The following is a 23143-nucleotide window of genomic DNA, read 5'->3' as shown; positions in this document are numbered from 1 at the left end:
TTAGCCTTTTAAGAATTTATTTTTTTATTATAAACAGATGTAGAGAAAATCAACCAAAATAACATTGGTAATAATAAAGATATTTCAGGAGTAATACTGCCTGAACTTGTAAGTTTGAATAACATAAAGAAAAATCCCCATACAATCAATGTTCCAAAAATTGAAAGAGAAGTAAACTTTCCAATATTAAAAAATCTACTATTTAAAGATGCATATGCATAAATTAATAATAATATAGGAATAACAAAAAATGGAATAACTAATTGATTATATAGCACTCCTCTAATTTTTTGGGTATTTATACCTTGTTCTTTTAATAAAACCAATGCAGAAATTGCATCAAAAATAGAAAAATCTGTTTTACTTTCATATACATTATCTAAAATTTTTGGTTTAAATCCATCTAAAGTATGTAAAAATTTTTCATATTTTATATCTAATTTTGAATTATCTACATCAATATTTTCGGGTTTATTTATTATTTTAACATTAACAACATACCATCTATTATTTTGAAAATATGCTTTTTCTCCTATAATACTTTCAACAACATCACTATTATTTACTCTAAAGATATGTATATTTTCAGCTCTTTTTTCTAAAGGTAATAATTTTTCAAAATATACATAATAATCATTATATTTTAAAAAAATATCATTTTTTGTACTTGTAAAATATTCATTATTTAATATCTTTCTTTTTTGATCATAAGAATAAGCAAGAGGTGTCATCTGTAAAAAAATCAATAAAAATAATAGTAAAATTGAAATTGAAACAACTGGCATAAATATCTCTTTTCTTGTAGCACCAAGAGCATTAAATGCAACAAATTCATTATTTCTTACAAAAACTACTAAAGTAATAACCCAACCAAAAACTATGGATAAGGGTAATGCTAAAGTTAAAGTAAAAAAACTGTTGTATAAAATATAAAGTAATTGTAAATTTGCTGATGTTGGAACATTTTTAAAATTTTGTAAATAATCAATTCCAACAAAAAATAGTTCAAGAGAGATTAAGACAATAATAAAATTAAGTATGTATCTTTTTAAAATATATTTTGTTAATATGCTCATGTTTACTTCAATGTAAATTTAGATTTTACATAATCGATTTCTTCAGTTTTAAGTGCTTCTATCGCTTTTATAGTATGTGGTATTATATCTTGCAATTTATTTAACTCTTCTTTTGAAAAGTTACTTAATACATAATTTGCAACATCATTTTTATCTGCTGGTTTTCCAATTCCTATTCTAACCCTAATATAATCTTTTCCAATGTGAGAATCTAAAGATCTAAGACCATTGTGTCCACCATGTCCACCACCAATTTTAAACTTTACTGTTCCAAATGGTAAATCTAAATCATCATGAATTACAATAATATTCTCTAACTCAATTTTGTAATACTCTTTTATAGCATGAACAGCAATACCCGAATTATTCATATATGTTGTTGGTTTTGCAAAAAGGTTATATCCTGATTTTAAAAGTGTTGATTGAAAATTTGAATTATTTATATTTGAAGTAGAAAGATTTTTAGTCATCTCATCGATAACTAAAAATCCTATATTATGTCTTGTTAAATGATATTTTTCACCAATATTTCCAAGACCTACGATTAAATGCATAAATTTTTATTATTTAGCTTTAATTACACCAACAACTGGTACTCTTGGATCTAAGAAACAATCTATATTTTCTGGTAAAGTTAAATCTCTAATTAAGATATTATCACCTGTATCTAAATTTGTTACATCTAAAGTAATATTGTTTGGTAATTCTTCAATTGTACATTTAACAGGTACTCTTTTTGTATGAACCATTAAAAGACCTTTATTTTTAAGACCTTTAGCAATACCTGTAGTTTTAACTGGAATTTTATATGAAGTTTTAACACCTGCTTGTGCAACCATTAAATCAACATGTAATAACTCAGAAGTTAATGGACATTTTTGATACTCTTGAACTACAACTTTTAATACATTTCCAGATAAATTAACATCAAATGCTAATGTTTCTTTATTTCTTAAGAATTTAATAAATTCATTTCTTTTAAATGCAGCTGAAATATTTTCTAAACCTTTACCGTAGATATTTGCAATTAAATATCCTTCTCTTCTTAAAGTTTTAGTAGCTTGTTTTGTCATACTATCTCTAATGATACCCTCTAACATAACGATCCTTTTGTTTAATTTTATAATTTGAGACGGGATTATATTTAATTTTAACTAAATATTGGTTTAAGTTTTTATTAATTATTTATTTAACTTTTATTAATAGAATTTTAGATAACATAATTACCTCAATAAAAAACAAATATAAGGTTAAAATCCGATGATATTATTAGATGGAAAAGCATTATCTGAAAAAATCAAAGAAGAAGTTAAAGTTGAAGTTGCCCAACTTGTAGAAGAGAAACAAATAACTCCAGGACTTGCAGTAATTTTAGTTGGAAATGATCCAGCAAGTGCAACTTATGTAGCAAGTAAAGCAAAATCATGTAAAAATGCAGGAATCTACTCTGTTGTTCATGAAATGCCTGAAAGTATAACTCAAGAAGAATTACTTGAAACAATTGCAAGAATGAATGAAAATCCAAAACTTGATGGTATTTTAGTTCAACTTCCACTTCCTAAACATATTGATACAACAATTGTTCTTGAAGCAATTAATCCTTTAAAAGATGTTGATGGTTTCCATCCATACAACGTAGGAAGAATGGTTTCAAATCTTGATGCCTTTTTGCCAGCAACTCCATTTGGTGTTATGAGAATGTTTGAAGAGTATGGGATTGAATTAAGTGGAAAAAATGTTGTAGTTATTGGAAGTAGCGATATTGTTGGAAAACCAATGGCTTCACTTTTAATCAATGCAAAAGCAACTGTAACTGTTTGTAATTCAAGAACAAAAGATTTAAAAGCTCATACACTTGCAGCTGATATTGTTGTAATTGCAGTTGGAGTTCCATATCTATTAAAAGCTGATATGGTAAAAGATGGCGCTGTTGTTATTGATGTTGGTATTAATAGACTTGAAACTGGAAAATTAGTTGGAGATGCTGATTTTGAAGGTTTAAAAGATAAATGTTCTTTTTTAACTCCAGTTCCTGGTGGAGTTGGTCCAATGACTATTGCTATGTTATTAAAAAATACTATCAAAGCTGCTAAATTAAGAGATAAAAGAGAAATAAAATAAATGTTAAAAAAAATATATAACTGGTCCTCTTCATGGACGGGAACAATAGTAATAGTTCTTGCAATTATATTTTTTATTGCACAAGCATTTGTAATTCCAAGTGGAAGTATGAAAAATACTTTACTTATTGGAGATATGCTTTTTGTAAAGAAATTTTCATATGGAATTCCAACACCAAGAATTCCATGGCTTGAAATAAAAGTTTTACCTGATTTTAATGAAAATGGTCATTTAATTGAAGGTGAAAGACCAAAACGTGGTGATATTGTTGTTTTTAGATATCCTAAAAATGAAACAATTCACTATGTAAAAAGAGCAGTTGCAACAGGTGGAGATTTAGTTGCAATAAAAGATAAACATCTTTTATTACATCCAAAAGAAGGTAATGAATTTGTAAAAGCAAATTATCCAAAAGAAAATATTATTGAAGTTGAAGATAAACTTTGGGTTGTTGATCCTTATATGCATGAACATCCTGGAATTCATCATGATCCATCTGTTGTAAATAATGGTTTAAATCCTAGTGAATTATTTAATATGATGCCTATAATTGTTCCTGAAGATGAAACATTTATGATGGGAGACAATAGAGATCACTCAAATGACTCAAGATTTTGGGGAACAGTTCCATATAAATTTATTGTAGGAACACCTTGGTTTGTATATTTTTCTTGGGATGAGAATAAAGAAATCAGATGGGATAGAGTTCTAAAAAGTGTAAAAAGTATTGAAAAAAATATGGATACAAAAAATATAGAAATAAATCATCAAGAAGGAATCTATTAATGAGATATTATATTGGTGCTGATCATGCGGGAATAGACATCAAAGCTTATGTTAAAGAACTTTTTGAGAAAAGAGGACACGAAGTTATAGATTTAGGTCCAAATAATAAAAATAGAGTTGATTATCCTGATTTTGCTGCACTTGTTTGTAAGAATGTATTAGAAAATGAAGGTTCTAAAGGAATTTTAATTTGTGGTTCAGGAATAGGTATGAGTATGGCTGCAAATAAATTTGATGGAATAAGAGCCGCTTTATGCCACAATGAATACTCTGCAAAAATGGCAAGAGAACATAACGATGCAAATGTTATTTGTTTAGGCGAAAGAGTTTCAGGTTATGGAATGATTGAAGCTATCGTTGATGCTTGGGATAAAGCTTCATTTGAAGGTGGAAGACATTCTCAAAGAGTTGAAAAAATCAATGCCTTAGGGAAAATGAGAAGTTGTAGAGCATAATATTATGCTCTACTTTACCATCAAATATCCATCACTATCTTCATAATAATCTTTTAAAACTTTTTTTATTTTAAATCCAAATTTTTCATATAATTTTATTGCTTTTATATTTGTTATTTTAACTTCTAATGAGTAATTTTTATTTTTGAGATTTTCAAAACTATATTCAAGTAATTTTGAAGCAATTCCTAAAGCTTGGAAATCACTATCAATTGCTAAAGAATATAATCTAAAATAGTTTTTTCTTTCAAGCCATAAAATATAACCAACAATTTTTTCATCTATTTCAAATACATATAAATTGTTTTTCAAAATATGATATTTAAAAGACTCTTTACTTAAAGAAAAAGGGTCATTTGTAAAAACTTTGTTTTCTAAATCATATAAAAATTTTAGATTTTCTTTTTTTGCTTTTTTAATCATTTTTGATAAATTACATATTTAGGAACAATTTTTTTAGGTCTATATGACATTTTTACTTTTTTAAGATTTTCAAATCCCATATCATCACCAACATTAATATATTCGATTGCATATTTATCTTTTAGTATTTTTGTAAACTCTCTAAAAATAAACTGAGCACAACCTAAAACTTCAAAATCTGTTTTTTCTATAATTACACTAGCTGTAGTTTCATTTATTTTTTCACCAACAGTAAAACCTTTTATTTCATCATTTATATAAATTACTAAACCTATAACATCTAATTTGTCATAATCATTCATCAGTCTTTTAACTGCAAATCTTTCAAAATATATTCCATCTAAAAAAGCTTCAACCTCTTCTTTTGGCATATAAGTTGTTCTATCTTTTACCCATTTGTTAAAAAGAGCTAAAACTTCTTTTGAATGTTTTTCTTTGTCTAAAATTTCTAATCTATGATTTGGATAAACTTTTCTAAATCTATTTATTTCATTTCTTTTTGATTTGTATGAATCGCCTTTTAAATCTATTAAATCTTCAACTTTATAAATATAATCTACAAGTTTCTTCTCTACAATAAAATCTTTTAGCATTTCATAAACTAAAGTCCCCTCTTCTAAATAATCAACAAAACCTTCGAGTAACTCTTCATGAACATACTCTATTTTTGAATAATTTCTATTACTATTATGTGCATTCATTATTTCAAAGCATTTAAGCATTGCTTCATAAGTATTCTCTTTTTTACCAATTGGAGGTAAAAGCATAGTTAATGTTCCAGAATTTAGAATAAACAGACAAAAAGTATCATTTACTATTGCATAAAATCCTGTTGCTGTTGATAACCATATGTAATTTCCAGCAAATGTATAATCACTTAAATCAACATTTATTAATTTTAAGTATTCATTCATCGTATCTTTTGCACTTAAATCAAAGTGTTCTAAAGTATGATTGTTTATTGTCAAAGTTGACATTTTGTTTTTTCCTTAAGAAATTTTTTGCGAATTATACATCTAATTTTTGATTTTGCATCAAAGTGATAAAATATTTCTTATAAGTGCCTATTTATCAATATTATGACATAATCAAACAAATTTAAAAAGGCATATTTTATGAATGATTGGCAAGTATATTTAATGATGTTTATTGTTGTTAGTTTAATGTTACTTGGCAAAAAAATGATGTTTTTTAACGATGATAAAAAAGATCCAAAGGATAAAAATTGATAAATCCAAAGATTATAGATTATATTTTCTCAAGTGCATCTATTCAAAGATGGAATGATTATCCAAGAATGGTTGAACTAGTAGAACTTGATAAACAAGCTCACAAATTTATAATTGCTTATTTTATAGCAAAACTTGAAAAAGATATAAATTTTACACACTTAATAGAAGCTGGTATTTTTGAATTTTTAAGACGTGTAGTTGTAACTGATATAAGACCTGATGTTTTTAGAAAAGCTTTACAAAAAAAATCAAAAGAGATTAATAGTTGGGTTATTTCAAAATTATCTTCTTCTATAAAAGATATAGATAATGGAACTTTTTTACAAAAATTTGAAGAGTTTTTAAACAATCCAGAAATGTATAAAAAAGAGAGATTTATTTTAAAAGCAGCTTCATATCTTGCAACAAAATGGGAGTTTTCAATAGTTTATCAAACAAGTCAATTTTTAAATGATATTGAAGATGTAAAAAAAAGTGTTGATGAAGAGCTTGAAGATTATTATGAATTAATTGGAGTGCGAAAAATTGCATTAAATAAAAAATTAGGAAAAATTGTAGATTTAAGTGGTAGATTAAGATTCCAAAAAAGATGGGCTCAAACTCCAAGAATCCCTGAAACATCTGTTTTAGGACATATGCTTACTGTTGCAATATTTGGATATTTTTTCTCACTTGAAGTAAAAGCTTGTGATAAAAGATTACAAAATAACTTCTTTACAGCTTTATTTCATGATTTACCTGAAGCTTTAACAAGAGATATAATCACTCCTGTAAAATACTGCGTTGATGAATTATCTGACATAATTGCAGAGTATGAAATAGAAAAAATTGAAGATGATATTCTGCCAAATATTCCAGAAACTTTGCATGAAGAGTTTTCTTATATCTTAGGTCTTTATGATGGAATTAAAGAAGAATTTACAAATAAGATTAAAAACAATGGAAAAATTGAAGTTGTAGAAGATATTTCAAAATATAACATTGATAAATATGAAGCAATTGATGGACTTGCATTAAAACAGTGTGATAAATTATCAGCATTTGTTGAAGCTAGTTTATCAATCTCACATGGAATAAAATCTAAAGAATTAATAAGTGGTAAAAAAGAGATTTTAAAAAGTTTAAAAGAGATTCAAGGAATAGATTTCAAAGCAATTGCTACTCAAATCGATTATGAATTTGGAACAACAGGACAAACACAAGCTAGAATGGATTTTGATTAAAATATAGCTTTTAAAAGCTATATTTTAAGTTTACATATCCATAACGTCCTGGATCATTAAGTAAAACTCTTTCTCCTCCAGCAGCAACATAAGTTATATCTTGATAAGTATTTGTTGATGCATAAGTTTTATCAAATACATTATCAAGTCCAAGTGTTAAAGCAAAGTTTTTATGTAATTGGTTTGTATATTTTAAATTTACAATAGCATAACCAGATAACTCTTGTTCTTTTGCCGAAGTATCATAACTATCCCATCTATCAACTGCAATAACCTCAGCTGTATATTTAGCTTTATCTTGTTCATAATTTAAAGCTAAATTTGCTTTTAATGGTGGAATTTCTGCTAAATCTTTATCAGTAACATCCTCATCTTTTTTACCTCTTTGATAAGCTATTCCATAATCTAAAGAAAAGTTATCATTTATTGCATATAATCCACTAATATCTAATCCATAGATTTTTGCATCAATATTTTCAAAAGTTCCTGTGTTATAAATATAATCTTTTAACACTGAATAAAATAGTTTTGGTTTGATATTAAAATTACCAATAGTTTTATCAAATCCTAAATCAGCCTCATAATTTTTTGTATCTTCTAAATCATTATTTGCACCCATATAAAGTTCTCTTGCATCAGGAACTCTCGCAGATTTTCCAATACCTGCAAAATATTTTGTATTTTCATCTGCATTATAAATACCAAAAATATTTGCATTTAATGAAGCATATTTTTTATCTGTTTTTGCAATATTTATAGAATCGATATCTGTATAATCATATCTAGCACCAAATTCTAAATCAAGTTTCCCAAATGATTTTTCTACTTTAGTAAAAATTGCTTTATTTGTAGTGTCTGTTGAATCTAAACTTGCTGTTGATGGCATTTGCATTCCCATAACAGAAGTCATATATTTTTCACCTTTCCAATTTCTTACACTTGTATCTAATCCAACTGTAACTAAAGAGTTTGCAACTTCCATACTATTTTTTATTTTAGTTCCCCAAATAGAAGATTTCATATGATTTGTCATATATCCAGTTGCACCCATTGCAGTATAGTTTCTAAGTTTTGTACTCATTGGATGATCAACTTCTGAATAGTAATAATCTATATTAAGTTCTTTTGAAAAGCTTGCTAAATTTCTTGCTGTATACCCAATTGTGTAAATATTTGAATTATCATAATCAGCGTCCATTGGTGTATTTGGATATAAAACATTATCACTTCTATTTGCTGTATATGAAAGTTTTATTTCTTGGTCATCATTTATATTAAACACACCTTTTGTTAAAAGAGTTTTTTTCTCAAATGCGTCTAAATCATCTCTTGAATATTGGTTTACAAGAGGAACACCTTTTTTTATTTGTTGTTGTAAGAAATTATCACCATTTCCATCTTCATATTGATCTCCTGTTTCTGTTGAAGTTGAAACTAAAAGTTTAAATCTATCTGTTCCACCACTTACAGTTGCACTAGCTTTTGTATAACCATAACTTCCTGCATTTAAGTTAATTTCACCATGAAGATCTTTTGTTGGTTCTTTAGTTTTAACTTGAACTAAACCACTTAAAGTTCCAAAGTTTTCAACATCATAAGGACCTTCAATTACTTTTACACTTTCAATATTATTAGTTAAAACATGAGATGTTGCTGGATCCATTCTATTTGGACAAGCTCCATAAATTTTTGCATCATCAAGTAAAATATTTATATTATCTTTTTTTTGTCCTCTTAAAATAATATCATTTGCTATTCCACTTCTTCTTACAATTGAAATTGATGGTATATTTTTCATCAATGCTTCTGCTAAATCGGCACTTTTTATTTGTTCACTGCTAACATCTTTTACTATTTTTGAGTTTGCAGTTTCAACTACACTGATAGTTTCCAATGTATTAGTTTCACTTGCAAATAAAACAGCAGTTGTTACAAGTGATAGAGAAATAATTCTATTCATAAATTTTACCTTGTATTAAAAATTTATGAAAGTATTACAAAGAGCTGTTAATTTACTGTTAATTATTAAAAATAGTTTTGAATAAACTCTTTTGCTTCAAATTTCTCTTTTTCTTTTTTTTCAATATTCCATTTCAAAATTTTTGCCATTTTTTCACAAACAATATCAACAAGTTCTAAAGAAGATTTTTTATCTACAAAACAAAGCCCTATTCTTCTTGCTAAATAATCTATTGGTTTTTGAATAAACTCTTCTTTTATACAATATTCTATCTCTTTTTTTAAATAAGGAAATCTTTCATCTAGTAAATCAAAATCTTTATTTTCATCTGCAAGTGCTAAAATCTTTGTTGAATTATCTCCATAAAGTGAAATCAAAGATTTTTTTGTTTTTTTTGAAATAGGATAAAATGAAGTTAATTTTTCTAAGTTTTTTTTCTTTTGCCTATTTCCTACAAGTTTATATTTTTTTGTTTTACACAGCTCTTTCTTTTCAATTTTTTCTTGCTTTATTAAATAATCCATCATATCATTTGCCATTTTTCTATAGGTAGTCCATTTCCCACCGCAAATTGAAACTAAACCACTTTTTGAAGTAAAAATAGAATGTTCTCTGTTTATTTGTTCTGTTTTTGATTTGTCACTTTTTACAAGAGGTCGAATTCCACTCCATGAAGATAAAATATCATCTTTTGATAAAGTTTTATCAAAATAATTATTTACCTCTTTTAATAAATACTCTATTTCTTCATCTTTTACTTTTGAATTTTCCTCATAAAAAGTTTTATTATCTGTTGTTCCTATTAAACAATGTTCTAAAAAAGGCAATACAAAAATAACTCTATTATCACTTGTATTTGGTATCAAAATTGCTTCATCAGAAGATAAAAAATCCTTTGAAACAACAATATGAATTCCACTACTTAAAGTTAAAACTTCTTTTGTTTCATTATCTAAAAATCTCATATTATCAACATTTGCACCTGTTGCATTTATGATAACTTTTGATTTGATTTCAAACTCTTCATTTTTTACTTTATCAAAATACTTCACACCTAAAATATTATGATTATCATCATATAAAAAATTTTTAACTTCACAATAATTTTTAACAACTGCACCATTTTCAAAAGCTGATTGTATAAGTGAGATTATCATTCTAAAATCTAAAAAAGTTCCATCGTAAAATGAAATACATGCTTTTAAATTCTTTTTTCTTAAATTTTGAAAATAGTAACTACTAACAACTTTATTTAAAAAAGTGTTATTACCTAAACTATTTTTAAATGAAATTAATTTATAAATAAACAAACCAATATAGTTTTTAATTAGGCTAAAATAAGAATAATTTGGAATATTTATTTTTAATTTTTTTGATATATTTGAAGCATTTTTTAAAAAAATAGCTCTTTCTTTTAAAGCTTCTTTTACTAAATTATATTGAGATTTATCAAACTCTTTGATTGCTTTTTCAAGATACCTAACTCCACCATGAACTAATTTTGAACTTTTAGAACTAGCTTTACTTCCAAAATCATCTTTTTCTAAAAGTAAAACTTTATAATCTCTAAGTGTTGCATCAAGACATATTCCACTTCCAACAGCTCCACCGCCAATCACAACAATATCATAGTTTTCATCTATTGAATTTATCATATTTTTCTCAATTAAAGGTATTTAAAAAAAGCTTTTTGCTAAGCTAGGATATAATAAAAATAAATAAAAAGGAATTAAATGCAAATAATTATTGCCATTACTATTTTAATCATAGCTACTACTTTGATATTGTATAAAGTAAATAGCCAATTTGAAAAAAGAGAGTTTATAATCCTTTTATTGATTATTATTATTTCTACTGTTGCTTTCATAGTATATGAAAAAAACCAAGAGAACTTTTTTCCTAAAATGTTTAAAGAAAAATATGAAAAAGAGAAAAATGTAAGTATAGAAGGATTGACAGCTGAACTATTAAATAACAAAGTAGTAAGTTCTAAAACAAAATTTATTTATAAATTTACATATCTTATAAAGAAAAATGACAAAGAGTTTTTATGTGTAGCTTCAAATGTTGAAATAGATAAAATAGAAAATAATTTTGTATTTAAAGATTTCTCAAATTTAAAAGAAGAATGTACGTTAAAGTAAATCTTCTTTTATGCTGGTTTAAATCCACTTTTACTTTTACAAACCTGAGGAAACAAACAATTTTCACACTCAGGTTTTACAGCTTTACAAATATATCTTCCAAATAAAACCATTGCTTGATGAAAAATATGTAAATCATGCCCTTTTAGTTTTTTAACCAAATCAGCCTCAGTTATATCGACTGTTTTTCCATCGCTAAGTCCTAGTCTATGAGAAACTCTAAAAACGTGAGTATCTACAGCCATAAGATTTGCACCTTCAAACTCAATCATAAAAACATTTGCAGTTTTGTTTCCAACACCTGCAAGTTTCATAAGCTTTTGTTGGTCATGGGGAATCTCACCATCATAATTCATCAAAACACTTTGAGCCATTTTAATGATATTTTTTGCTTTATTATTAAAAAATGAACAAGATTTTAATAACTCTTTCACATCATCAAGTTCAGCAACAGCCAACTCTTTAACACTTGGATATTTTTCAAAAAGTGCTGGAGTTATTATATTTACTCTTTTATCTGTACATTGAGCACTTAAAATAATAGCTATTAATAATTCATAATCATTTCGATAATTTAGCTCTGTAACTGCATCACTATACTTTTCAATAAAAGCTTGTTTGATTATTTCTATATCTTGTTTTGTTGCTTTTTTCATCTTATATCTCTTTTATTTTTGCTATCTCATCTCTTAATCTAATAGCTTCTTCAAAGTTTAAATCAGAAGCTGCTTTTTTCATTTGTTTATTTAATTCTATTAAGATTTTCTTTCTCTCAGCTGCTGGCATTTTTTCAAGTTTTTGTTTTTTCCAAGCCACATCATCATACTCTTCAAGTTTTAAATTTTCATCTAGTTTTCTTTTTGTAGATTTTGGAGTTATATTGTTTTTGATATTGTGTTCTTCTTGAATTTTTCTTCTTCTGTTTGTTTCATCTATTGCAAATTGCATTGAAGCTGTGATTTTTTTGGCAAATAAAATAACTCTTCCATTTTCATTTCTAGCAGCTCTTCCTATTGTTTGAATAAGTGAAGTACGACTTCTTAAAAAACCTTCTTTATCTGCATCTAAAATAGCAACTAAAGAAGTTTCAGGAATATCCAAACCTTCTCTTAAAAGATTAATTCCGATTAATACATCAAAAGTTCCAAGTCTTAATTCTCTGATTATTTGATTTCTTTCAATCGCATCAATTTCAGAGTGCATATATTTTACTTTTATTCCTAAATCAGCATAATAACTTGCTAACTCTTCAGCCATTTTTTTAGTTAAAACAGTTACTAAAACTCTTTCATTTTTTGCAATTACTTTTTTGATTTCATCGTGAAGTTTTTCCACTTGAAATTCACTATCAACAATATCAATAACTGGATCAAGAAGTCCAGTTGGTCGGATAATCTGCTCAGCTACAACTGAACTCATCTCAAGTTCAAGTTCATTTGGAGTTGCACTTACAAATACATAATGTGGAGCTTTTTTTATAAACTCATCAAATTTTAATGGTCTATTATCAAGTGCAGAAGGAAGTCTAAATCCATACTCTACTAAAACCTCTTTTCTGCTTCTATCAGCAGCATGCATTCCTCTAAATTGAGAAAGTGAAACATGTGATTCATCAACTACAAGTAAAAAATCTTTTCCCATTTGTTCAAAATAATCAAGTAAAGAATAAGGAGTTTCACCTGGTTTTTGACCTGTTAGATGTCGTGCATAGTTTTCAATTCCTTTACACATTCCAGTTCCTTCAATCATCTCTAAATCAAACTCAACTCTTTGTTTTAGCCTTTGATATTCGACTAACTTTTGCTCTTTTTGAAAGTATTCAAGTCTTTCATCTAACTCTTCTTCAATTTCTTTTACAGCATTTGCAAGTTTATCATTTGAAACAACGAAAGGATTAACTGAATAAATTATTACTTCTTGTAAATCTTTTACTCTATTATTTGTGATATATTCATGTTTTGAAATAGATTCAACCTCATCACCAAAAAATTCAACTCTAATAAATTCATCTTCAAAATAAGCAGGAAAAATATCTATTACATCTCCATTAACTCTAAAATCAGCCCTATCAAAAAATTTATCATTTCTTTTATACCCCATTTCTACAAGTTTTAATAAAAACTCTTTTTGTGAATACTCAAAACCTACTTCAACTCTTTGAACCATTGCTTTATATTCAGCAGGATTTCCTAAACCATAGTTTGCTGAAACAGATGCAATAACAATAACATCATCAAAAGATAAAAGTGAAGCTGTTGCACTAAGTCTTAATCTTTCTAATTCTTCATTTATTGAACTATCTTTTTCAATAAATAAATCACTTCTTGGAATATAAGCTTCTGGTTGATAATAATCATAATAAGAGATGAAATACTCAACATGATTGTTTGGGAAAAATTGTTTAAATTCAGAGTATAGCTGAGCTGCTAAAGTTTTATTGTGAGTCATTATAAGAGTTGGCTTTTGAACTTTTTCAATAACTTTAGCTATTGTATAAGTTTTACCACTTCCAGTAACTCCTAAAAGCGTGTTATATTGGTTTCCAGCTTCTATACTATCAGTCAAAGCCTTTATTGCTTTTGGCTGGTCTCCACTTGGTTCATAATCACTTACTACTTTAAAATTTGCTATGGGAACTCCTTTATCTATCTTTTAGGATTTCATATAAAATAATTGATACATCTCTTGCTGTCCAAATAACATCTCGACTTAAAGTATCTCTATCTTTTTCAATATTTGCATTATTCAAATATTTATTTAAAATTCTTTGCATATCTTGTTTTCTAAGTTCATCTCTTAACTCTAAAATAGTTATATGAAAAAAATTATCACTATTTGAAACTGTTAATTTACCATCAGTTTTTAAAAAATGTAAAAGAATAGAAACTTGCCAAGTATGCCACTCTATCTTATCCATTGCACTTGGCAATTTACTTACATAATCCAATGCTCTATAAGAATCTAAAATAACTCTACAAGCTTTTGATAAAGCATTAATATTCATCTTTTCCACATTTCTAGGAAATTTTATCTCTTCTAATTTTACAATTTTTATAGATTGTACCATCTCTTTTTTATTAGTAAGCTTTGTACTATTTTCATTGTTCATTAATAAATAAATTAAAATAATCAACAATAAGATAGTAATTACTATTACTATACCTATTATGGTAAGATGCATATACTTTCCTCTTCAAAATTTGAATTATTAAATTTCATATATTTTTTTTGACAGCATAATGATGGAACATTTAAATATTTCTTATTTTCAATAAAAAAAATTTTTCCTTGGTGATAATGTCCCTCTATTACAATATCTGTATTGTAATTTTTTAATCTTTTTAAAACTATCTTTTCAAAATTATCTATTTTATGGCAAATATTTTTTTTACATAATACCTCTTCTATTTTTTTTGAAATAAAAAAGTTTACATCTATAAAATTCATAAATTTCAAAAAAAATCTATTTCTTACAATTTTACAAAATAAATCATATTTCCAATTTATAAAATTGTCACCATGAGATAAACTAACAGTCTTATTTTCATATTTTGCTAAAAGTGGTTGATTCTCTCTTTTTACAATTTTTATTTCTGAAAAAAGTTCTTTCAAATTAAAATCGTGATTTCCTTCTAAATAAACAATTTCAATATCTTTAGATAATTTATTTAGAAGTTCTATTATCTCCATATTTTGTTTAACAAAATATTTACATTCACTTGAAATAAAATCTATCATATCGCCCATTAAAAAAATTTGAGGAGGTAAAATTTCTTTATTTTCTATTTTTTTTAGAAGTATCAAAAATTCTTTATTTTTTTGATTAAAATGTGAGTCAGCTACAAAAATAGCTCCTTGTTTTATAAAAAAATCCATGAGCTATCTTGCAGTTCTTCTAATATTTTGAATTATGGCATATAAAATATTAAATTTTTGATAATTATTAAAAATTTCAAAAATAATTATATTCATAGTAACGCTATATCCTTGTAACCTACAGCTAAAACTTCATAAGTTTTAACTCCACCTGGAAGAGTTGCTCTTACTTCATCACCCTCTTCTTTTCCCATTAATTGTTTTGCAAGTGGAGAATTAAAAGAAATCATTCCTTTTTCAGCATTAGACTCAACTCCACCAACTATTGTATAAGTAAATTCTTCATCTGTATTTACATCAACTAAACTAACAGTTGAACCAAAACTTACTTTATCATGAGGAAGAGTTGAAGGATCGATTATTACTGCTTTTGAAATAACCGCATTTAATTCAGCAATTTGAGAATCAATTAATGCTAATTTATCTTTTGCAGAGTGATATTCAGCATTTTCTTTTAAATCTCCTAATTGTCTAGCTTCATCTAATGCAATTACAGTTTCTGGTCTTTCAGTTTTTTTTAAAAACTCCAATTCTCCTGTAATTTTATTATATCCAGCCATTGTCATTGGTTCTTTATCCATCAACATCTCCATAAATTTATTTATGTTATAATACCTAAAAATAGTAAAAGAGAAGTTTAGATGAGATATGATAGAACAAAAAAGCTATTTGGTGATGAGGCATTTGAAAATTTGAAAAATGCCAAATTAATACTTTTAGGAGTTGGTGGTGTTGGAAGTTTTGCACTTGATGCTCTTTATAATACTGGGATTACAGATATCACAATAGTTGATTTTGATACCTATGAAGAATCAAATATGAATAGACAACTTGGTAGCCATGGAAATATTGGAAAAATAAAGGTTGAAGCTTTAAAAGAAAAATATCCAACTGTTACTCCTATTCATGTAAAAATCACGCCAGAATGGATTGATAATTTTGATTTTTCATCTTATGATTATATTTTAGATGCAATTGATGATATAAGACCAAAAGTTCATCTAATAAAAAAATACTTTACTAAAATTATTAGTACAAGTGGTGGAGCAAAAAGAATTGATCCAAGTAAAATAGAATATATTTCTATTTGGGATACATATAATGATCCATTTATTAAAAAAATTAGAGAAGAGTTAAAGAAACAAGGATTTAAGAAAAAATTTAAAGTAATTTTTTCATCGGAAAATCCAAAATGTATTGAAAAGGGTAGTTTTGAGGGAGTTACTGGTTCATTTGGTTTAATGATGGCATCTGTTACAGTACAAAAATTATTAAAAAAGATGGAAAAATAACTTAAAGATACTCAAAGTTTAAAAGATATATAATAATTAACTTACATGAAAAAGGATTCACATGAGCGGTATTAGCGGTAGTGTAGAGCAAATGACGCAAGGACATTTAAGAAATGTTCAACAATTAGCAGTATTTTACACTGGTCATAATAATATTTACGCAATTAATATAGCAAAAGTTAAAGCTTTTATAATCACAGAAGAAGTTGCAATTAATGATACTCCAAAAGATACTAATGTTATTGCAGGAATTGCAACAATCAGAGGGGAACCTGTAACATTAATCAATCTTGATGCTTGGTTAGGACTTCCTGCATTAGCTGTAAAAGATTATAAACTTATTATCTTTTGTGAATTTAATCATAAAAAAATTGGTTTTTTAGTAAAAGATATGCTTGATATAGTTGAAAAAACAACTCAGGAATTAAGACATACAGAAGAAACAAATTCAAAAATAACTTACACAACATATGTAAAAGTAAATAATAAAGATGAATTATGTACTGTATTTAATGCTGAACAACTTTTAAGAGATATTAAATGGACGGATGATGGTTCTGACGAAATCAAAAAATATGTAGAAGAAAAACTTCATTCTGATAAGTTAATTTTGGCAGCTGAAGATTCAGGTGTTGCTAGAGAAGTTTTAAGTTCATTTTTTGAAGAAACAGGTCTTGATTATGAAATTTATACAAATGGTACATTATTAATAAAAAGATTAGAAGAACTAAATCCTGATAAAATTGGTATGGTAATTACAGATATTGAAATGCCAGGAACTGATGGTTATCAAGTTGCATCATTTATAAAAAATAATAAAAACTTAGCACATATTCCAATCATTGTAAACTCTTCAATGACAACAGATGCAGTAAGAGGTAAAATGAATCAAGTTGGAGTTGATGGTTTTGTTGGAAAAACTGATATTTCAAGTCTTTTTAAATTAACTAAAAAATTCTTATTAAAATAACTTTTTTTAAATAAGATGAGTAATAAAACTCATCTTATTCATATATTTTTTAACCACTCTTCAAAAAATTTAATTTGACTTTCTGTTTGAATTGTCGAAGTTCCACCAAATGAATTTCTTGCATTCATTGAGTTTCTTAAATCTAAGTACATAACAATTTCATCACTTACATTTTTTAACTCTTCATTTGCACTTCTAATTTCATAAATATTTAATTCACTAATATCTTTATTTAATTTATTTGCAAGAGCTACAACATCTTTTGTAATATAATAAGCAGTTCTAAATGGCATATTTTGTTTTTGTACTAAATAATCAGCTAAATCAGTTGCTGTTAAATGCCCTATTTTACAAGCTTGTTCCATTTTTTCAACATTCACAATCATAGTTTTTATAACTTCATTTAAAATTGAAATTGAAATTTCTACTGTTTTAACTGAATCAAAAACTCCTTCTTTATCTTCTTGTGTATCTTTATTATAAGCTAATGGTAAACCCTTCATCACTGTTAAAAGAGAGATTAAATTTCCATAAACTCGACCTGTTTTTCCTCTTAGAAGTTCAGGCACATCTGGATTTTTCTTTTGTGGCATAATTGAACTTGTTGTTGCATATTCATCACTCATTCTTACAAATTGGAACTCATAAGATGACCATAAAATCAACTCTTCCGAAATTCTACTAATATGCATCATTGTTGTACTTATATTAAATAAAATTTCTAAAGCGAAATCTCTATCTGATACTGTATCCATTGCATGAAGTGTAGGAGAAATAAATCCCAGTTTAGAAGATGTTAATTCTCTATTTATATTGTGTGGTGTTCCAGCAAGTGCAGCACTTCCTAAAGGACAATAGTTATTTCTATCATAAGAACTTTCAAATCTTTCATAATCTCTTTTAAACATATTTGCATAAGCTAATAAATGGAAACCAAAATTAAGAGGTTGAGCATGTTGTAAATGTGTCATTCCTGGAATTAAAGTTGTTGTATATTTGCCTGCAACATTTACAAAAGTTTCAATTAACTCTTTTAATTGCTCTTTTATACTTAAAGATTTATCTTGAACATAAAGTCTAAAATCTGTTGCAACTTGATCATTTCTACTTCGTGCAGTATGAAGTCTTTTTCCAGGTTCTCCAATAATTTCAGTAAGTCTTGTTTCAACAGCCATATGAATATCTTCATAAGCTAATGTAAATTTAAATTCTCCACTTTCAATCTCTTTTTTAACTTGTAAAAGTCCAGTTTCTATTGCTTTTTGCTCTTCACTTGTTAAAATACCTTGTTGAGCTAACATTTGTGAATGAGCAATACTACCTCTAATATCTTGAGCATAAAGTTCTTTATCAAACATTATTGAAGCATTGAACTCATCTAAGATTTGTGCATTCGTATTTTTTAAAATCTGATTATTTTGATTTGCCATTTGGTTTCCTAAAATTATAATGTGCCTTTAAATTGAGGCAACATTATAACACAAGTGATATTATTTAAAAGAAGAAAAATCCATAGGATTAGTTTTTGAGATATTTATATATTTTTTTACTGCTATCATTGAATTTATAAAAAACAAAATATTTGATATTAAAAATATAATTGAAGCAACATAGATAAAAAAATTTTGAAAATATGCTATTACAAAAAATATTATTGAAAGAATATGAAGAAAGAAATGAATCCTTATATATCTTTCATCTATAAACTCTCTAATTGTTGGAATAGAAAAATATCCTTTTGAATTTAAATGAAACCATGATAAAAATGGAATTATTTTATAAACCATTCCTTGTAAAAGAGAATATAAAAATCCAAAAGCAAAAATGATTGCTAGAACATAGTTTGTATCAAAAATATCAAATAACCAAATAATCATACTTATAAATAAAGATATTAAAGAAAATTTCCAATACCATAAGGTCACATCAAAAACAGGTCTTTTTCTATTATTTAAAGATTTTAAAGCAAAATATGTAAAGAAACAAATCAATAAAACAAATAAAAATTTTAAAATTAAAAAATTTATATCAAAATAAAAAAATAAAAAAGAGATGAAAAGTAAAATAAATATTAATACTGGAAATTTATGTTGAATAAATTTTGGAAAATCTAATGCAACATAAAACATAGGAATAACTTGAAAGGAAACACCCATTATAAGTAAAAATGCAAAACCAAAAAATCCAAATAAAATATGTATATTAATAAATGCAAAATAATGCTCACCTAAATTTAAATTTATGTGACAAACTGCCAAATAAAATCCAAAAATAAAAGTAATTATTCCAGCTAGTGAAAAAAGCTTCATGGCTTTTACTGTTGAAGTCATAAATCTTACTTGAAATAAAAGTTTTATTGAAACAATAAAAAAAGTAAGAAAAGAAATAGATAAAAATACTACTCCAATATAAAGTAAAAATTTCAACTCTAAAATAAAAGAGAAACTTAAACCTAAAGTTCCAATGACTAAACAAGAATGTACAATATTTGCAAATACTTGTGGTTTTTTAATTATTGCACCTGCAAGAACTGGCATCATTTGTTGCATCGCTCCAAAAATTATCATTGTTAAAATTCCCAAAGTAAAAAGATGGACAACTCCTACTGCAAAATGTGTGTATTGATTTGATACTTCATCAAAAGGGAAAATCAAAAAAACTAAAGATATAAGTACTCCAAAAAAAGGAGCACTTAGAAAAAACCGAAATGGGATAGAAATAGGTGGTGCTTGGTCAAGACTTAGACCTTGATTAAACATAATTATAAATCCTTCATCTTTTCAAGAACTGAATTTACTAAACTTCCAAGATGTGCATCAGCCATTTTATAAAGCATTTGCTCTTCTTTCATATTATGTTGTTGCATTAACATCATCAAACTTTCACTAACTCCAAAAAAATGATTTTTATCTTTTTTCTCAATATCATTTTCTAATACACTTAAAAGTTGCCTCATTTGATTATGTTCCATAGTCATAATCATAGTTGGACCTTGAGTCATACCAGTTTTTTCTTCAAAGGTTGGAAACATCACCTTTTCTTCCATATCAAAATGATGTAATAAATCAAAAGAAAATTTTTGCATTTTTTCTTTTGCTTCTTCCCAGTTTTGAATTGCAACACTATTTTCTAAACTTGCAAAGCTTTCATCACAAGATCTATGATCAGTTGTTAAAAATTCTGAAATCGTATTCATAATATCTACCTTATTATTTTTTTTAAATTATAAAGTAATTAAAAATCTTTTTAATTGATATTAATCAATACTATTTTCATCTTCCTCAATTTCTTCTATTGCATCTTTTATAATATATAAAAGTTTACTTTTTGCATTATTTTCATCATTTTCTGGAACATCCCAACCAATAATTGACATATATTTATCAACTAATAATTTAACATCATCTACGATAGCATCGTGAAGTTGAGCCAATTCTTTATCTTGTGCTGTCATTTTTATTCCTTTTTATTTTTATTATTATTAATTAATTGCTATAATTAGTAACATTAAAAGTATAAGGTATTATTATTTGGTAAATATTAAAGAACTAACAAAAGATACACTTTTTCAATTAAAAGAAGAAAATATCGCCACTACGCCTGAACACTATTTTATAGAATTCAAAAAACAAGCAAAATTAAATAATGTAAATTTAAAAGAATTTGAATTATTTGAAAAAATAAAAGAAAATTTAACCGAAGAAGAAAAAAAATCTTCAAAACTAGAATCTTTCAATGATTTAGCAAATATCTTAATACAAAGAACAAGTACTGAAGAATTAAAACAGTTAGTTGAAGCACTTAATGATATTTTAATACCTTCTGTTGATTTTAGTTTTATTGAAGATATTGAAGAATTTATCTTGAAAATTTTAAAAGATCCTAAAAAATTAACATCAACTGACTCTATTTCAAAATTAAAAGAACTTTCAAAACATAGAATAGACGCAGATAGAAAAGTTTTAAAAGATAAAACAGATGACATAGTAAAACTTACATCTTTAATGAGTAGATATTTTGACAAAACTTTAAGTGAAGGTGAAAATTCAACAGAAGAAATATTAAAAATAAAAGATGAGTTAATCAATCTAAATATATCAAATTCTTCACATAGAGAATTAAAAATTGTACAAAAAAAACTTATTGATACTATCTATAAATTAGAAAACTCTATAAAAGAAAATCGTAAAATTATCACTAATAGTAGAGAAAAATTTGAGCATTTAAATAAACAAATAGAAGATCTTCAAAAAGAGTTAGTTTTAGTTAAAGAAGAACATCAAATTGATTATTTAACTAATATTTTAAATAGAAGAGCTTATCATCAAGAAGTTGACAAAATGGAAAAGAAATTTTCGATTTTTGATGCAGATTATGCGATAGTTTTTTATGATATTGACCACTTTAAAGATATAAATGATAAATTTGGACACTCATGCGGAGATTTAGTTTTAAAAAGTTTTGCAGGTATTTTGAAAGATTTAACAAGAAAAGAAGATATTATTGCTAGATATGGTGGTGAAGAGTTTATCGCACTTATTAATTATCAAGAAGAAGTAGAAGTTCAAAGATATTTAAAAAGAGTAAAAAGAACTATTGAAAACTGTAATTTTATATATAAAGATATTGAAATAAAAATAAAATTTTCAGCAGGAATTAGTTATAGAAATAAATATGATTCTTTTCTAGAAGCTAAAAAAAGAGCCGATGAGTTACTTTATGAAGCTAAGCATAAAGGAAGAGATAAAATAATCTTTGATAATGGAATAGAGATATAAAAAGATTATTCTATTAAGATAGAATAATCTTTATTATATTTGCAATCAGCATAAAAATTAATACAAAAATCAAAACTTTTTTTATAAAAACTTCTCCACCTTTAATTGCAAAATGACTTCCAACATAAGAACCTAACATATTTGAAATTGCCATAGGAATTGCAATCATCCATAAAACTTTTCCTGCCATTATAAAAGCAATAGCAGAACCTACATTTGTAGCTAAATTTAAAGGTTTAGTTGACGCTGTTGCAATAATATAATCTAAATGTAAAAACTTTTTCATAGAAATAGTCAAATAAGTTCCCGTTCCAGGTCCTAAAATACCATCATAAAACCCTATTGGTGCAGTTGCTAGTATTATATTTTTATTCGTTAATTTTGTATTTTCTTCAGCTATACTTTTACTCTTTTTTAATAAAAAAAATAGTGCAATTGGAATTGCTATTAATATTGCCCATTTTATAACATAATCTGGAATATACATAACAAGTTTACTTCCAATGTAAGAAGCTAATAAACAAGGAATCAAACCAATAGCAACAATTCTAAATGATATTTTTTTACTTAAAAAATATTTTATTGTTGCCATTAAAGTTCCAAATAGAGATGCAATTTTATTAGTTGCTAAAACAAAAATAGGAGGAATACCACTATAAAGTAAAACAGGAACTTGTATCATTCCTCCTCCACCAGCAATAGAATCAATATAACCTGCAACAAACCCCGTAATCATAAAAATAATAATCCACAAAGTGGTTATTTCTTGTAAAAAATCCATATATACTCTTTATTTTTTTGCGAAGT

25 protein-coding genes are annotated in these 23143 nt (G+C 26.0%); 8 read left to right on the top strand and 17 right to left on the bottom strand.

Annotated features, from left to right (window positions below; genetic code table 11):
* Positions 1-8: 8 nt before the first annotated feature.
* The 3 genes from ABLL_RS03995 to ABLL_RS03985 are packed head-to-tail and all read right to left on the bottom strand — an operon-like array spanning position 9 to position 2176.
* Positions 9-1076 (bottom strand): LptF/LptG family permease, encoded by a 1068-nt coding sequence (locus ABLL_RS03995; protein ID WP_014473496.1) that lies wholly within the window; start codon positions 1074-1076, stop codon positions 9-11.
* A 2-nt stretch (positions 1077-1078) separates the two neighbouring features.
* Positions 1079-1630: an aminoacyl-tRNA hydrolase gene (gene pth, locus ABLL_RS03990; RefSeq protein WP_014473495.1), complete on the bottom strand. Its 552-nt coding sequence runs from the start codon at positions 1628-1630 to the stop codon at positions 1079-1081.
* A gap of 9 nt (positions 1631-1639) precedes the next feature.
* The gene (locus ABLL_RS03985) at positions 1640-2176 is read right to left on the bottom strand and encodes a 50S ribosomal protein L25/general stress protein Ctc (protein WP_014473494.1); all 537 of its coding nucleotides are present in this window, start codon (positions 2174-2176) and stop codon (positions 1640-1642) included.
* A gap of 160 nt (positions 2177-2336) precedes the next feature.
* Between ABLL_RS03985 and folD the strand changes: the two genes are divergently transcribed.
* Genes folD through rpiB form a run of 3 tightly spaced genes read left to right on the top strand, consistent with a single transcriptional unit; the run spans position 2337 to position 4438 of the window.
* Positions 2337-3197: a bifunctional methylenetetrahydrofolate dehydrogenase/methenyltetrahydrofolate cyclohydrolase FolD gene (folD, locus tag ABLL_RS03980; RefSeq protein ID WP_014473493.1), complete on the top strand. Its 861-nt coding sequence runs from the start codon at positions 2337-2339 to the stop codon at positions 3195-3197.
* Positions 3198-3983 carry a signal peptidase I gene (gene lepB, locus ABLL_RS03975; RefSeq protein ID WP_014473492.1) on the top strand — a complete coding sequence of 262 codons (786 nt, stop codon included), beginning with the start codon at positions 3198-3200 and terminating at the stop codon, positions 3981-3983.
* Positions 3983-4438, top strand: a complete 456-nt coding sequence (gene rpiB / locus ABLL_RS03970) for a ribose 5-phosphate isomerase B (RefSeq protein WP_014473491.1) — start codon at positions 3983-3985, stop codon at positions 4436-4438. The genes lepB and rpiB overlap by 1 nt, the downstream gene beginning before the upstream one ends.
* 9 nt (positions 4439-4447) lie before the next feature.
* Here the strand turns inward: rpiB and ABLL_RS03965 are convergent, their stop codons facing one another.
* Both ABLL_RS03965 and ABLL_RS03960 read right to left on the bottom strand, forming a co-directional pair.
* Positions 4448-4861, bottom strand: coding sequence for a GNAT family N-acetyltransferase (locus ABLL_RS03965; RefSeq protein ID WP_014473490.1), 414 nt, complete (start codon positions 4859-4861; stop codon positions 4448-4450).
* Positions 4858-5838, bottom strand: a complete 981-nt coding sequence (locus ABLL_RS03960) for a DUF2156 domain-containing protein (protein ID WP_014473489.1) — start codon at positions 5836-5838, stop codon at positions 4858-4860. The genes ABLL_RS03965 and ABLL_RS03960 overlap by 4 nt, the downstream gene beginning before the upstream one ends.
* Positions 5839-6086: 248 nt before the next feature.
* On the opposite strand from ABLL_RS03960, the gene ABLL_RS03955 reads away from it, so the two are divergent.
* A complete protein-coding gene (locus tag ABLL_RS03955) occupies positions 6087-7316 on the top strand; it encodes an HD domain-containing protein (protein WP_014473488.1) in 1230 nt (409 codons plus the stop codon).
* A gap of 10 nt (positions 7317-7326) precedes the next feature.
* On the opposite strand, the gene ABLL_RS03950 is transcribed toward ABLL_RS03955, so the two are convergent.
* Positions 7327-9276 (bottom strand): TonB-dependent siderophore receptor, encoded by a 1950-nt coding sequence (locus ABLL_RS03950; RefSeq protein ID WP_014473487.1) that lies wholly within the window; start codon positions 9274-9276, stop codon positions 7327-7329.
* A gap of 65 nt (positions 9277-9341) precedes the next feature.
* The gene (locus tag ABLL_RS03945) at positions 9342-10931 is read right to left on the bottom strand and encodes a glycerol-3-phosphate dehydrogenase/oxidase (protein WP_014473486.1); all 1590 of its coding nucleotides are present in this window, start codon (positions 10929-10931) and stop codon (positions 9342-9344) included.
* A 78-nt stretch (positions 10932-11009) separates the two neighbouring features.
* Here ABLL_RS03945 and ABLL_RS03940 point away from each other — a divergent pair, with 78 nt between their 5' ends.
* Positions 11010-11420, top strand: coding sequence for a hypothetical protein (locus ABLL_RS03940; RefSeq protein ID WP_014473485.1), 411 nt, complete (start codon positions 11010-11012; stop codon positions 11418-11420).
* An 8-nt stretch (positions 11421-11428) separates the two neighbouring features.
* Here the strand turns inward: ABLL_RS03940 and nth are convergent, their stop codons facing one another.
* The 5 genes from nth to greA form a co-directional block, all read right to left on the bottom strand.
* The gene (nth, locus tag ABLL_RS03935) at positions 11429-12076 is read right to left on the bottom strand and encodes an endonuclease III (RefSeq protein WP_014473484.1); all 648 of its coding nucleotides are present in this window, start codon (positions 12074-12076) and stop codon (positions 11429-11431) included.
* A 1-nt stretch (position 12077) separates the two neighbouring features.
* Positions 12078-14051: an excinuclease ABC subunit UvrB gene (gene uvrB / locus ABLL_RS03930; RefSeq protein WP_041654661.1), complete on the bottom strand. Its 1974-nt coding sequence runs from the start codon at positions 14049-14051 to the stop codon at positions 12078-12080.
* A 10-nt stretch (positions 14052-14061) separates the two neighbouring features.
* On the bottom strand, positions 14062-14601 hold the full coding sequence (locus tag ABLL_RS03925) for a hypothetical protein (protein ID WP_014473482.1): 540 nt from the start codon (positions 14599-14601) through the stop codon (positions 14062-14064).
* Positions 14586-15296, bottom strand: coding sequence for a UDP-2,3-diacylglucosamine diphosphatase (locus ABLL_RS03920; RefSeq protein WP_014473481.1), 711 nt, complete (start codon positions 15294-15296; stop codon positions 14586-14588). The genes ABLL_RS03925 and ABLL_RS03920 overlap by 16 nt, the downstream gene beginning before the upstream one ends.
* Positions 15297-15388: 92 nt before the next feature.
* The gene (gene greA, locus ABLL_RS03915; protein WP_014473480.1) at positions 15389-15877 is read right to left on the bottom strand and encodes a transcription elongation factor GreA; all 489 of its coding nucleotides are present in this window, start codon (positions 15875-15877) and stop codon (positions 15389-15391) included.
* A 60-nt stretch (positions 15878-15937) separates the two neighbouring features.
* Here greA and ABLL_RS03910 point away from each other — a divergent pair, with 60 nt between their 5' ends.
* Together ABLL_RS03910 and ABLL_RS03905 are read left to right on the top strand one after the other, a co-directional pair.
* A complete protein-coding gene (locus ABLL_RS03910) occupies positions 15938-16588 on the top strand; it encodes a tRNA cyclic N6-threonylcarbamoyladenosine(37) synthase TcdA (protein WP_014473479.1) in 651 nt (216 codons plus the stop codon).
* A gap of 61 nt (positions 16589-16649) precedes the next feature.
* Entirely contained in the window at positions 16650-17558 is a 909-nt protein-coding gene (locus tag ABLL_RS03905; protein ID WP_014473478.1) for a chemotaxis protein CheV, read from the top strand.
* Positions 17559-17596: 38 nt separating this feature from the next.
* On the opposite strand, the gene argH is transcribed toward ABLL_RS03905, so the two are convergent.
* From argH to ABLL_RS03885, 4 genes are read right to left on the bottom strand one after another with little or no spacing between them, the layout of a single operon-like run.
* A complete protein-coding gene (gene argH, locus ABLL_RS03900) occupies positions 17597-18988 on the bottom strand; it encodes an argininosuccinate lyase (protein ID WP_014473477.1) in 1392 nt (463 codons plus the stop codon).
* A 60-nt stretch (positions 18989-19048) separates the two neighbouring features.
* Positions 19049-20317: a hypothetical protein gene (locus tag ABLL_RS03895; RefSeq protein ID WP_014473476.1), complete on the bottom strand. Its 1269-nt coding sequence runs from the start codon at positions 20315-20317 to the stop codon at positions 19049-19051.
* A gap of 2 nt (positions 20318-20319) precedes the next feature.
* Complete coding sequence (locus ABLL_RS03890; RefSeq protein ID WP_014473475.1) at positions 20320-20754, bottom strand: hemerythrin domain-containing protein; 435 nt, start codon at positions 20752-20754, stop codon at positions 20320-20322.
* Between the two features lie 60 nt (positions 20755-20814).
* Positions 20815-21012 carry a hypothetical protein gene (locus ABLL_RS03885; RefSeq protein WP_014473474.1) on the bottom strand — a complete coding sequence of 66 codons (198 nt, stop codon included), beginning with the start codon at positions 21010-21012 and terminating at the stop codon, positions 20815-20817.
* 76 nt (positions 21013-21088) lie between these two features.
* Between ABLL_RS03885 and ABLL_RS03880 the strand changes: the two genes are divergently transcribed.
* On the top strand, positions 21089-22336 hold the full coding sequence (locus ABLL_RS03880) for a GGDEF domain-containing protein (protein ID WP_014473473.1): 1248 nt from the start codon (positions 21089-21091) through the stop codon (positions 22334-22336).
* A 13-nt stretch (positions 22337-22349) separates the two neighbouring features.
* Here the strand turns inward: ABLL_RS03880 and ABLL_RS03875 are convergent, their stop codons facing one another.
* Entirely contained in the window at positions 22350-23117 is a 768-nt protein-coding gene (locus tag ABLL_RS03875) for a TSUP family transporter (protein ID WP_014473472.1), read from the bottom strand.
* Between the last annotated feature and the right edge of the window lie 26 nt (positions 23118-23143).

The sequence above is a fragment of the Arcobacter sp. L genome, from assembly GCF_000284235.1.
In the GTDB taxonomy this organism is placed as follows: domain Bacteria; phylum Campylobacterota; class Campylobacteria; order Campylobacterales; family Arcobacteraceae; genus Aliarcobacter; species Aliarcobacter defluvii.
Note: the sequence above shows the minus strand (reverse complement) of the source record. Positions and strands in the feature narration are given on the sequence as shown.